Genomic DNA, 11,745 nt, shown 5'->3' with positions numbered 1-11,745 from the left:
CCCCGACCCCGAGGAGGAGTCATGACCGACACCACCGCCCAGCACGCGATCGAGACGATCGTGCCCGAGCCCGTCACCGCCGAGGCCTTCGCGCCGTTCGGCGAGGTGATCTCTCTCGACGCCACGCCCCAGCTCCCTATCGACCTCTACAACGGACTCAACGCGATCCACGGCCCCGTCGTGCTCCAGGCCGACGAGACCCCGGAGTTCATCCTGTTCCGGGTGGGACTTCGGGGCGGCGAGATCCGCTACATGGAGCGGCACCACGGGATGACCCAGACCTTCATCCCGCTCAACGGTGACCCGTTCGTCTCGGTCGTCGCGCCACCCGACGCACCGCTCGTCGACGGCTTCCCCGACATCGCGACGATCCGGGCCTTCCTCGTCCCGGGCGACGTGGTGCTGAACATCCACCGCGGCACGTGGCACGAGCCACCGTTCCCGACCGTCGACCAGCAGAAGTTCCTCATCTCCAGCACCCCTGGCGTGACCGGGGGCCTGCAGTCGGCCGTCGACGACAACGGCGAGGTGCACAAGCTCGACGTCGACAAGCGCAATCCGGTCTTCCGCACCGGTCGTCGCCTCCAGGTGGCGATGCCCTGATGACCTCCGCGCCCGTGCAGGAGGGACGGATCGGCGCGTCCCCCCGGAAGCGAGACGGCGCCACGCTCCTGACCGGGCGCGCGCTCTTCCTCGACGACTACGCGCCGACCGGCCTGCTGCACGCGGTCGTCGTCCGGAGCACGGTCGCGCACGGGCGCATCCTCACCATCGACACCGCGGCTGCCGAGGGGTCCGATGGAGTGGTCCTGGTGCTCACCGGTGAGCAGGCCGCGCAGCACGCCGGCCCGGTGCCCTACTTCATCGATCCCGCAGCTCGTGGCGGCAACCGCACCGACATCCGCTGTCTTCAGGTCGACAAGGTCGTCCACCATGGCCAGCCGGTGGCCGCGGTGGTCGCCGGCACCCGCCTGCAGGCAGAGGCCGCCGCCCGGCTCGTCGAGGTGGAGTACGACGTCCTCCCGCACGTGCTCGACGCGACCGCCGCGATGGCCCCCGACGCGCCACGGATCTACGAGGACTGGCCGGGCAACGTGATCACCCACAACCGCTACGGCTCCGGTGACGCCGACTCCCGGCTCGCCGAGTCGGACGTCGTCGTCTCCGGCGAGCTCCACATCGGACGGACGACCACCTCGCCGATCGAGCCGCGCGGCTACCTCGCCTCGTGGGCGGACGACCGGCTGACGGTCCATGCGTCGTGCCAGAACCCCCACCAGATGCGCTGGATGCTGTCGGTCAGCCTCGGCATCGACGAGAGCCGGATCCGGATCGTCACGGCCAAGGTCGGCGGATCCTTCGGCCTCAAGATGCAGGGCCACCCCGAGGAGACGCTGATCGCCCTGCTCTCCATCCTCACCGGTCGTCCGGTCAAGTGGATCGAGGACCGTCGCGAGACGCTGATGGCCGGAGCCCGCGAGCAGGTGCACCGGTTCCGCGTCGGAGCCCGCCGCGACGGGAGGATCCTCGGGCTGGTCAACGAGATCACCGCCGATGTCGGAGCACTGACCGCGCAGGCCGGATGGGCGATGCCCAACATGTCTGCCACCACCCAGCCGTCGGGTTACGCCGTGCAGGACTGTCGCATCGAGCTCGACATCGTCTGCACGAACAAGCCCCCGCTCAACGCGGCTCGGGGGTTCGGCAAGGACGCCGCCCACTTCGTGATGGAGCGGGCGGTCGACCTGGTGGCGCGCGAGCTCGACCTCGATCCGGCCGACGTGCGCCGGATCAACTTCATCCCGACGGACGAGTTCCCCTACCGGACGAGCACCGGTCTCAACATCGACAGCGGAGACTTCCACGGCCTGCTGGACAAGGTGCTCGACGCCGTCGACTATCCCGCGCTGCGTGAGCGCCAGCAGGCCGCGCGAGCCGAGGGCCGCTGCCTCGGGATCGGCCTCGGTTTCGAGCTCACCCCCGAGTCGTCCGACAGTCCGGGCACCTTCGTCTCAGGTTTCGACACCACCACCGTTCGGATGAGCGTGACCGGATCGGTCACCGTGCTCACCGGCGTGACCTCTCCCGGAGGGGGCAACGACACCGGTCTCGCGCAGATCGTGTCCGACGAGATAGGGATCCCGATCGACTGGGTGGAGCTCGTCCAGGGCGACACCGACCGTTGCCCCAACGGGTTCGGCAACTTCAGCGGGCGGAGCATGGTCGTCGGCGGCGGATCCGCCACCCTGGCCGCCCGCGACGTGCGCGACAAGCTCGTCGACGCCGCCCGCCGACTGATGGGGCTGGGCGAGGGCGACGAGGTCACGATCGGTGACGGGGTCGTCTCCGCTGGCGGGACGTCGATGGCCGTGCCCGACGTCGCGCGGGGCCTTCTCACGCGGGCCTTCGCCATCGGTGACATCGAGCCGGTGCTCGAGTCCACCCGCGCCTACAAGCCCGGCAACATCAATCACGTCCCTGACGAGCTCGGTCGCATCCAGCCCTACCCGACGTACTCCTCGAGCCTGCACGCAGCCGTCGTGGACGTCGATCCGGAGACCGGAAAGGTGACGCTGCTCGACTACGTCATGGCGCACGACTGCGGCACGATGATCAACCCTGCCCTGGTCGAGGGTCAGGCTCGTGGTGCCGTGACGATGGGCCTCGGCAGCGCGCTGTCGGAGCAGCTTCGGTTCGCCCAGGACGGCAGTCTGGCCTCGAACCGGTTCAAGAGCTACCTGCTCCCGCGCGCAGGGGACGTCCCGCTCCTGCGGATGCTGCACCAAGTGACACCGAGCCCCTTCACCATGCACGGCAACAAGGGTGCCGGCGAGGCAGGTGTGGGCGGTGCACAGGCCTCGGTGGCGAACGCCGTCGAGGACGCGCTGGCGTCGTACGGCGTCACGGTCGACCGGGTTCCGCTCAACCCGCCCGCCGTGCTGGACCTGATGGACGCCGCCATGGCAGCGAGCGATGGAGGAGCGCGATGATGAGGTACGCCCGACCCGAGTCGCTCGACGAGGCTGTCGCCGCCCTCGCCGACGGCGACGCGACGGTGGTCGGCGGCGGCACCATGGTCGTTCCCGACATGACCCACGGCCGGACCCGGCCGGCCGCCGTGGTGGATCTATGCCGCGCCGGGCTGGGTGGCATCGAGGCCGACGGCACCGGGTGGACCGTCGGCGCGATGACGAGCTACGCCGTGCTGGAGAGGTCGTTGGTGCCGCTGCTGGCTCGCGTCGCGCACGGCATCACCGGCGGTCCACAGATCCGCCACCGCGGCACCGTGGGCGGATCCGCCTGCTACGCCAATCCCGGCTCCGACATCCCGGCGGTCCTCGTGGCGCTCCGCGCGAGGCTGCTCCTGGTCGGGGCGCAGGGGTCACGCGAGGTCGCCGCACGCGACTTCTTCCGCGACGCCTTCGAGACCCTACGACGTCCCGACGAGCTGCTCGCGACGATGCGCGTGCCAGCCGTCGAATTGCCGTTCGGCTACCACAAGTTCAAGCTCGCCGAGGGGTCGTGGCCGATCGTCACGGCCGCCTGCGTGGCGGGGGAGCGACTGCGCGTGGCGGTGGGGGGTGCTGCAGCCGTCCCGCTGCTCCTCGACCTCGACCGGCCTTCGGTCGGGACCGCTGATCCGGCGTGGCGAGACCACGTGCGCCACGAGGTCGCCCGTGCGCTCTCCGACGTGGGCGGGCCGTTCGACGACGTCCTGGCCCCCGGGGCCTACAAGGCCCGCATCGCCCCCGCCATCGTCGCCCGCGCCGTGGCCGATGCCCTGCAGGCCTACTCGGGAGAGGAATCCGCATGAGCTGCCCACTCAGGCTCACCGTCAACGGGGTGCCCCGCTGCGTCGAGGTCGAGACGCAGACCCTGCTGGTCCACGCGATCCGCGAGCAGGTCGGACTGACCGGCACCCACGTCGGCTGCCTGACCGGCGACTGCGGGGCGTGCACGGTGATGGTCGACGGCGAGACCACCAAGTCCTGCTCGGTGCTCGCCCTGTCGGCCGAGGGCACCGAGGTCGAGACCGTCGAGTCGATCGCCGACGGCGACGAGCTCCACCCGGTCCAGGAGGTCTTCTGGGACGAGTTCGCCTTCCAGTGCGGCTTCTGTCTCCCGGGCATGCTGCTGACGGCGAAGGAGCTGGTCGAGCAGCAGCCCGACGCGGACGAGGGCGAGATCCTCCGGGCCATCAACGGCAACCTGTGCCGGTGCACCGGCTACAACACCATCGTCGCCGCGGTGCGCCGGGTCGTGCGCGAGGCCCGTGCTGAGAGGGGGGCAGGATGAGCGCGTCCCAGAGGTCCATCGCCCTCGTCGAGGCGTTCCTCGCCGACATCGGCGCTGGGCGCCACAGCGTGGCCCAGGCCAGCCTGGCCGACGACGCCGAGCTCGTCTTTCCCGGTGGTCGGCGCTATCGCTCGTTGGCCGAGCTCGCCGCCGGTTCCCGCTCGCGCTACCGCCGCGTCGACAAGCACCGCGACGTCTACGAGGCCACCGAGGACGGGAGCCTGGTGTGGTCGATCGGGCGCCTGCACGGAGAGAACCTGCATGGCGTCGTCTTCGACGGGGTGCGCTACGTCGACAGGTTCCGCCTGCGCGACGGGTTGATCGTGGAGCAATGGGTCTGGAACGACCTGGCCGAGTCCGGGGTGCTCGACGCCCGTACGCACGATGAGCTCGCCCAGGAGTGGCGGGCGTGACCCGGCACGAGCGCGTGTTCTCGCCGGTCGACCTCGGATCGGTCCGCCTGCGCAACCGGGTCTTCGTCTCAGCCCATACGACCAACTTCGGCCAGGACTTCCTGCCCACCGATCGCCACGTGGCCTACCACCGTGAGCGGGCACGTGGGGGCGTCGGTCTGATCGTGACCGAGCCGCTGCGCGTCCACCCGACGAGCCTCGGTCGGGCCGGTGGCCTGGCCGCGGTGCCCGAGGCCCTGCCCGGCCTGGAGCGCATCGTGACCGCGGTCCGCGACGAGGGAGCGGCGATCTTCACCCAGGTGACGCACGCCGGGCGGCACAGCGAGAACGTGTTCCGGCGAACGGCGGCCTGGGGGCCGACGAGCACGCGATGGAGCTCATCCGGCGGGGTCCCGCACGCGATGACCCGTCGTGACATGACCGAGATCGTCGAGGCCTACGTCGCTGCGGTCCGCCTCGCCGTTCGTGCCGGCTTCCAGGGTGTCGAGGTGCACTTCGGCCACGGCCACCTCCTGCACCAGTTCATCTCTCCCGCGTCCAACACCCGCACCGACGCATACGGCGGGAGCGAGGAGGCGCGGCTCCGCTTTCCCCTCGAGGTGCTCGACGCGGTGCTCGACGCGGTCGGCGACCAGGTCGTGGTCGGGGTTCGGATGTCGGCCGACGAGCTGGTCACCGGCGGACAGGACCTCGAGGCGGGACGCCGGATCGCCCACCTGCTCGACACCACTCGCCCGATCGGCTTTCTCAACGTCTCCCTGGCCTCCTACACCGTCCCCTCCATCGGCCACCACGTCGCCGACATGAGCGAGGGGCACACGCCCTACCTCGACGACGCGCTGGCAGTGGCGCAGGAGTGCGAGCGGGTTCCGGTGCTGGCGGCGTGCCGGTTCCTCGACCTCGACGACGCCGAGCGTGGCCTGGCGACCGGACTGCTCACCGCGGTAGCCATGACGCGAGCGCACATCGCCGACCCGCACCTGCTGCGCAAGGCGGACGCGGGCGCCGAGGGCACCATCCGGCCGTGCGTCTCCTGCAACTTCTGCATCGGTGAGATCGCCGGGCACCGTCCGATGACCTGCATGATGAACCCGACGGTCGGGCGCGAGGAGGAGTGGCCCGAGCCCGCCCCGCAGGCCGGTCGCCGTCGTCGGCTCCTCGTCCTCGGCGGCGGCACCGCCGGCATGGAGACCGCACGTGTCGCTGCCGAGCGAGGGCACGACGTCGAGGTGTGGGAGAGCGCTCCCGAGCCCGGTGGCCAGCTCCGGGTCGGCCGCCGCGGCGCCGGTCGGGCCGACCTCGACCGACTCCGCGCTCACCTCGAGGGCCGTCTCGCGGACCTCGGCGTGCCGGTGCGCGCCGATGTCGAGCCCACCGCGGCCGACGTGGTTGCGCACGGCGCCGACGCGGTCGTGCTGGCCACGGGAGCCACGCACGTCGCCCGCCGCGTCCCCGGCTGGGGGCCGGCCATCACCGGCTCCGACGTCCTCTGCCGCGAGTCCTGGACGGACCAGACCGTGCTCATCCTCGACGAGGACAACGGCTGGGTCGCCGCCTCCGTGGCCGAGACCGCAGCGCGTCGTGGCGCGACCGTGCACCTCGTCACCGCGGCAGGCACGCCACTGTCGGGAGTGAGCGAGTACAGCCGGATGACCTACGTCGAGCGGCTCCGCGACCTCGGGGTGCAGCTCTGGGCGGCGTCGCGTGCCGAGCTGGCCGGCGGGACGGCCACCATCAGCTCCGGACTGCACGACGGTGCCACCGACCTCGACCGCGTGACCCACGTGGTCGCCCTCGACCCGCCCGTGCCTCGGGAGGAGCTCGTCGAGCCGCTGTACGCCGCCGGCCTCGAGCTGCACCCGGTGGGCGACGTCGTCGCACCCCGCACCCTGCTCGAGGCGATGGCCGAGGGACATGCTCTCGGCCGCGCGCTCTGAGTCGATCCGCACCCCACTGAGAAGAGGATTTCCATGGCCCGCAAGCTCGTCCTGCTGACCTACAACATCAAGCCGGGAGTGCCGCTCGAGGAGTACGCCGAGTACACCCGCACGGTCGACTACCCGATCTTCCGGCAGAACCCGGGGATCCAGAACTACGCCAACTACGTCGTGCGGCAGAACGCCCGGGGCGAGGAGTGGTTCAAGCACTTCGACCTGATGTTCGTCGACGACCTCGACGCCTTCCACGCTGATGGCAAGCTGCACCACGGCGACCCGGCGGTGCTCGAGCACGCCGCAGGATGGCGGGCCAAGTGGGGCCAGGACCTCGAGACCGGCTGGCGCACCGACGTCAACATCACCTACGCCGACGAGATCTGGGGGTGACGAGCGGGCCGGGTGCGTCCCGGCCGGGGCTGCCCGCGCTCGACCACGAGTCGGCCCCGGTGGGGCGCGTCGTCACCATCGCCGTCCTCGTCGGCGCGGCGTACATGTTTCCGCTCTATCTCGTCGGCGCACTCGGCCCGCAGGTGCGCCGGGACCTCGACCTGGGTCCCACCCAGCTGGGGTCGCTCGTCTCCGTGTTCTTCGGCACGTCCGCGGTCCTGCTCGTCGCCGGTGGTGGCCGCCTCGTCGACCGGATGGGCCCACGCCGGTCCGTGCGCGTGTCGGTCGTCGCCGCGGCGACGTGCCTGATGGCGGTCGCGGTGCTCGGCGGGTCCTATCCCGGCCTGCTCGTCGCCATGGTCCTCGGCGGGGTGGCCTCGATGGTGGCCGCGCCGGTCGGCGGGATGGTCATCAGCCGCGTCGTGCCGACGGCCCGCCGCTCGATGGCGTTCGCGGTCGAGCGCTCGTCGATCCCGGCAGCCACGCTCGTGGCCGGACTCTGCGTGCCGACCCTGGCCGTCGTGATGCCGTGGCGCGCGGTCTTCGCGCTCGCGGCGGTACTCGCCCTCTCGATCCTCTTGGTGCCCGTGCCGGACCTCGCAGAACCGGCCTCGGCCGCCTACGACGGCCGGCTCCGTCCGCTCCTGCCGATCCTTCTCGTCACCTCGATGTTCGTGCTGGGCTCGGCGGCGGCCATCTCGATGAGCACCTTCCTCGTCGACTACGGCGTGAGCACAGGAATCTCTGCGGGGGCCGCCGGACTGTTGCTCGCGCTGACCAGTGCGGCGACGATCGGCGTACGGCTGGCGCTCGGTGTGATTGGTCAGCGTGCACCCGGACGTGCCACGGGCGCAGTGCTGCTCATCGGCGGCGTTGCCGGGTTCCTGCTCCTGGCGGTGCCGGGCCACACGACGACCATCGTCGGCGCGGTGCTCGCAGGTGCCGCCGGATGGGGCTGGACCGGGATCATCGGGGTCGCGGTGGTGCAGTCGCACCCCACGGCGCCCGGGGCGGCGACCGCGCTCGTCCAGGCCGGCGGATGCGTCGGGGGCATCGTGGGGCCACTCACCTTCGGGTTGCTCGTCGAGGGCCCGGGCTTCCGTGCCGCGTGGTGGTGCATGGCGGGGCTCGTGGCCGTGGCGGCTGCGGTGGCCATCGTCAACCGCGGCATCTGGGCGTGGCTGGACGTGGAGGGTGTTGACCCTCGCGCCTCGGCGGAACTATCCTCTGAGCGGACCGCCGTTACGGACAGCGGAACGCAAACTGAAGGGCGGTGGCGCAGCGCATGACCGACGGACCTCTCGCGGGCATCCGGGTCCTGGACGTCTCGACGATCCTGGCGGGGCCCCTGGCCTGCCGGATCCTGGGCGATCACGGGGCGGATGTGGTCAAGATCGAGCACCCGGAGGCCGGTGACGGCATGCGGGGACACGGCGCTGCCAAGGACGGCCAGGGACTGTGGTGGAAGGAGATCTCGCGCAACAAGCGCACGGTCGCGCTCAAGCTCTCCGCGCCCGACGGCGCCGCAGTGCTGCTCAGGCTCGCGGCGACCGCTGACGTGATGGTCGAGAACTTCCGTCCCGGCACCCTCGAGCGCTGGGGCGTCGGGCCCGAGCAGCTGCACGCCGTCAACCCCGGCCTCGTCCTCGTCCGCGTGACAGGCTTCGGCCAGACCGGGCCGTACGCCTCGCGTGCCGGGTTCGGCACACTGGCCGAGGCGATGAGCGGCTTCGCGCACCTGACCGGCGACGCCGACCGCCCGCCCACGCTCCCAGCGTTCGGCCTCGCCGACAGCATCGCCGGGATCGCCGCCGCGTCGGCGGCGTCGATGGCACTGTTCGCCCGGGAGCGCAACGGCGGTCGGGGCGAGGTGATCGACCTCAACCTCCTCGAGCCGATCATGACGGCCGTGGGACCGGGGCCGATGACCTACGACCAGCTCGGGATCGTCGGCACCCGGCACGGCAACCGATCCACCAACAACGCGCCGCGGAACACCTACCAGACCTCGGACGGGCGCTGGCTCGCCGTCTCCACGAGCGCGCAACGGATCGCCGAGCGCGTGATGCACCTGGTCGGGCACCCCGAGGTGGTCGACGAGACCTGGTTCGCGGCCGGCTCCACCCGCGCCGAGCACGCCGACGAGCTCGACGCCCACGTGGGTGGCTGGATCGCCGCACGCACGGCCGACGAGGTCACCCGCGCCTTCGAGGAGGCCGGGGCCGCGATCGCACCCGTCTACGACGCGCGGGACCTCGTCGAGGACCAGCACGTCCGCGAGACCGGGATCCTCACCACGGCGGAGGACGTGGACTTCGGCGACCTCCTGATGCACAACGTGATGTGGCGCGCACAGCACGCGCCCGGGCGGATCCGGTTCACCGGCCGTCCGCTGGGAGCCGACACCGACGTCGTGCTCGCCGAGCTGGGACTCGACGATGACGAACGAGCGCGGCTGCGCGCCGAGGGGGTAGTGGCATGAGCACGACCGATGCATTGCTGAGCGTGGTGCGTGACGGGGTCGAGGTCTTTGACCTCGGCCGCGAGCTGCGGGTGGGCATGCCACAGTCGCCCAACCACCCGGCGTACTGGCACGCGATGCCCCGTCGGCACGGCGACATGGTGCGGGCCGACGGAGGCTCGGCCGCCAACGACATGATCTCGATGGGCACGCACGTCGGCACGCACGTCGACGCCCTGGCCCACGTCTCGCAGGACGGGGTCCTGCACGGTGGCGTCGACGCGGTCGAGGCCGGTCGTGGTGGCAGGTTCGTCGAGCATGGCGTGCACACGATCGAGCCCGTGGTGCGACCGGGAGTCCTGCTCGACGTGCCCACCGCCCTCGGCGTGCCCGAGGGCCTCGCCCCTGGCTACGAGATCACCCCCGACGACCTCGACCGGACGGTCGAGGCCCAGGGCATCGCGATCACCGCGGACAGCGTGCTGCTCATCAGGAGCGGCTGGGGACGGCACTTCGACGACCCCGACCGCACCGTCTACCAGGGCAAGGACAGCGGAGTTCCCGGAGTCGGCGAGGCTGGTGCGCGGTGGCTCGCCGAGCGCACGCCGCACGCCGTCGGTGCGGACACCATCGCGTTCGAGTGCCTCAGGCCCGGCGCCGGGCACGGTCTGCTCCCGGCACACCGGGTGCTGCTGGTCGAGCGCGGGGTCTACATCATCGAGGCGATGGACCTCGACGGCCTCGCCGCGGCCGGCGCGCACGAGTTCACCTTCGTCATGTCGCCCCTCAAGCTCTTCGGCGCCACCGGCTCGCCGGTCCGACCGCTCGCGGTGGTGGCCCGTGGCTGAGCACTCCCTCTCACGCGCGATCGCCGAGCTCGCCGCGGACGTGACGGCCGACCGGCTGCCGGCCGCGGTCGTCTCCAGCACCCGGATGCGGGTCCTCGACACCCTCGGCCTGGCCCTGCGAGCCCGCGACCTGGACACGAGCCAGGCTGTGATCGGCTACGTCGCCGACCAGGGCGGTCGTCCGGAAGCCACCGGGATCGGGCTGCAGCAGCGGGTCCCGGCCGCCCTCGCCGGACTGGTCAACGGCACCCTCGCGCACTCCCTCGACTATGACGACACCCACCTGCCCTCCGTGCTGCACCCCAGCGCGGCTGTCGTCCCAGCCGCCCTGGCAGCGGCCGAAGCAGCCGGCTCCTCGGGGGCTGAGCTGGTGGCGGCGGTCGCGGTCGGACTCGAGACCTGCGTCCGCATCGGCATGGCGGGCTACGACGAGGAGGCGGGCAACTCCACCTATTTCGAGCACGGCCAGCACGCCACCTCCATCTGCGGCGCCCTCGGCGGAGCCGTGTCCGCAGCCATGCTGCTGGGCCTCGACACAGACGGTATCCAGTCCTCGCTCGGCGTGGCGGCCTCCATGGCGTCGGGCATCATCGAGGCCAACCGCACGGGTGGCACCGTCAAGCGCGTGCACTGTGGTTGGGCAGCGCACAGTGCGGTAACCGCGGCCCACCTGGTGCACCGCGGCATCACCGGGCCTCCGACAGCGCTCGAAGGTCGTTTCGGCTTCTTCCAGGCGTTCCTCCACGGGACCTTCGACGGCGAGCAGGTCACGCGCGGGCTCGGGGAGGAGTGGGCAGTTCCGGGCATCTTCTTCAAGCCCTACCCGGCGAACCACTTCACCCACACCACGGTCGACGCCGCCGCCGAGCTGCGCCGGCAGGGCGTCGCGCCGGCCGACGTGGAGTCGATCGTCGTGGGTGTGCCGGCGCCGGTGATCCGGACGATCGGTGAGCCCATCGAGGTCAAGCGCTCGCCCGAGACGGGGTACCAGGCCCAGTTCTCCGCACCCTACGCCGTCACGGTCGGCCTGCTCGGCGGTGGCGGGCTGGGCGCCGGCCTGGATGACTACACCGACGAGCTGGCGCGAGACCCTGGCCGGCGCGACCTGATGGCCAAGGTGAGCGTCGTCCCTGATGACACCTGCACCGGCATCTTCCCCTACCAGTTTCCCGCCGTGCTGACTGCACGACTGCACGACGGCCGCACCCTGACCGTCGACGTCCTCACCAACCGTGGTGGCAACGAGCGGCCGTTGACCGACGACGAAGTGGGCAGCAAGTTCGCCGACAACGCCGGCGCCGTGATCCCGGCGGAGGACGTCGCCGCGTTGCGTTCCGCGGTTCTCGACCTCGATCACCTTGACGACGTCCGCACTCTCCTGGCTCCGCTCGGCGGCAGCTGAG

At 71.4% G+C, this 11,745-nt stretch carries 11 protein-coding genes; all 11 read left to right on the top strand.

All coding sequences use genetic code 11. The features are described from left to right. The first annotated feature begins 21 nt into the window (after nt 1-21). Genes IEZ25_RS12380 through IEZ25_RS12330 form a run of 11 tightly spaced genes read left to right on the top strand, consistent with a single transcriptional unit; the run spans nt 22 to nt 11,744 of the window. On the top strand, nt 22-603 hold the full coding sequence (locus IEZ25_RS12380) for an ureidoglycolate lyase (RefSeq protein WP_191199718.1): 582 nt from the start codon (nt 22-24) through the stop codon (nt 601-603). Further along, nucleotides 603-2,990: a xanthine dehydrogenase family protein molybdopterin-binding subunit gene (locus IEZ25_RS12375; RefSeq protein ID WP_191199717.1), complete on the top strand. Its 2,388-nt coding sequence runs from the start codon at nt 603-605 to the stop codon at nt 2,988-2,990. The genes IEZ25_RS12380 and IEZ25_RS12375 overlap by 1 nt, the downstream gene beginning before the upstream one ends. Continuing rightward, nucleotides 2,990-3,814: an FAD binding domain-containing protein gene (locus IEZ25_RS12370; protein ID WP_191199716.1), complete on the top strand. Its 825-nt coding sequence runs from the start codon at nt 2,990-2,992 to the stop codon at nt 3,812-3,814. The genes IEZ25_RS12375 and IEZ25_RS12370 overlap by 1 nt, the downstream gene beginning before the upstream one ends. Further along, on the top strand, nt 3,811-4,296 hold the full coding sequence (locus tag IEZ25_RS12365) for a (2Fe-2S)-binding protein (RefSeq protein WP_191199715.1): 486 nt from the start codon (nt 3,811-3,813) through the stop codon (nt 4,294-4,296). Before IEZ25_RS12370 ends, IEZ25_RS12365 begins: the two co-directional genes overlap by 4 nt. Then, the gene (locus IEZ25_RS12360; protein ID WP_191199714.1) at nt 4,293-4,709 is read left to right on the top strand and encodes a nuclear transport factor 2 family protein; all 417 of its coding nucleotides are present in this window, start codon (nt 4,293-4,295) and stop codon (nt 4,707-4,709) included. The genes IEZ25_RS12365 and IEZ25_RS12360 overlap by 4 nt, the downstream gene beginning before the upstream one ends. Next, nucleotides 4,706-6,646, top strand: a complete 1,941-nt coding sequence (locus IEZ25_RS22270; protein WP_191199713.1) for an oxidoreductase — start codon at nt 4,706-4,708, stop codon at nt 6,644-6,646. The genes IEZ25_RS12360 and IEZ25_RS22270 overlap by 4 nt, the downstream gene beginning before the upstream one ends. A 33-nt stretch (nt 6,647-6,679) precedes the next feature. Beyond that, a complete protein-coding gene (locus tag IEZ25_RS12350; protein WP_191199712.1) occupies nt 6,680-7,033 on the top strand; it encodes a hypothetical protein in 354 nt (117 codons plus the stop codon). Continuing rightward, nucleotides 7,030-8,322, top strand: a complete 1,293-nt coding sequence (locus IEZ25_RS12345; RefSeq protein ID WP_191199711.1) for an MFS transporter — start codon at nt 7,030-7,032, stop codon at nt 8,320-8,322. The genes IEZ25_RS12350 and IEZ25_RS12345 overlap by 4 nt, the downstream gene beginning before the upstream one ends. Beyond that, nucleotides 8,319-9,515, top strand: coding sequence for a CaiB/BaiF CoA transferase family protein (locus IEZ25_RS12340; protein WP_191199710.1), 1,197 nt, complete (start codon nt 8,319-8,321; stop codon nt 9,513-9,515). Before IEZ25_RS12345 ends, IEZ25_RS12340 begins: the two co-directional genes overlap by 4 nt. Further along, the gene (locus IEZ25_RS12335) at nt 9,512-10,342 is read left to right on the top strand and encodes a cyclase family protein (protein WP_191199709.1); all 831 of its coding nucleotides are present in this window, start codon (nt 9,512-9,514) and stop codon (nt 10,340-10,342) included. Before IEZ25_RS12340 ends, IEZ25_RS12335 begins: the two co-directional genes overlap by 4 nt. Beyond that, complete coding sequence (locus IEZ25_RS12330; RefSeq protein ID WP_191199708.1) at nt 10,335-11,744, top strand: MmgE/PrpD family protein; 1,410 nt, start codon at nt 10,335-10,337, stop codon at nt 11,742-11,744. The genes IEZ25_RS12335 and IEZ25_RS12330 overlap by 8 nt, the downstream gene beginning before the upstream one ends. Nucleotide 11,745: the final 1 nt, after the last annotated feature.

This window comes from Nocardioides hwasunensis, assembly GCF_014779665.1.
Classification (GTDB): domain Bacteria; phylum Actinomycetota; class Actinomycetes; order Propionibacteriales; family Nocardioidaceae; genus Nocardioides; species Nocardioides hwasunensis.
The sequence above is the reverse complement of the archived record's forward strand: the minus strand, read 5'-3'. Positions and strand labels throughout refer to the sequence as shown.

Excerpts from the sequence above, each read along its gene's own strand:
- IEZ25_RS12380 (WP_191199718.1), top strand. The coding sequence starts at position 22 with ATGACCGACACCACCGCCCAGCACGCGATCGAGACGATCGTGCCCGAG.
- IEZ25_RS12375 (WP_191199717.1), top strand. The coding sequence starts at position 603 with ATGACCTCCGCGCCCGTGCAGGAGGGACGGATCGGCGCGTCCCCCCGG.
- IEZ25_RS12370 (WP_191199716.1), top strand. The coding sequence starts at position 2,990 with ATGAGGTACGCCCGACCCGAGTCGCTCGACGAGGCTGTCGCCGCCCTC.
- IEZ25_RS12365 (WP_191199715.1), top strand. The coding sequence starts at position 3,811 with ATGAGCTGCCCACTCAGGCTCACCGTCAACGGGGTGCCCCGCTGCGTC.
- IEZ25_RS12360 (WP_191199714.1), top strand. The coding sequence starts at position 4,293 with ATGAGCGCGTCCCAGAGGTCCATCGCCCTCGTCGAGGCGTTCCTCGCC.
- IEZ25_RS12350 (WP_191199712.1), top strand. The coding sequence starts at position 6,680 with ATGGCCCGCAAGCTCGTCCTGCTGACCTACAACATCAAGCCGGGAGTG.
- IEZ25_RS12340 (WP_191199710.1), top strand. The coding sequence starts at position 8,319 with ATGACCGACGGACCTCTCGCGGGCATCCGGGTCCTGGACGTCTCGACG.
- IEZ25_RS12335 (WP_191199709.1), top strand. The coding sequence starts at position 9,512 with ATGAGCACGACCGATGCATTGCTGAGCGTGGTGCGTGACGGGGTCGAG.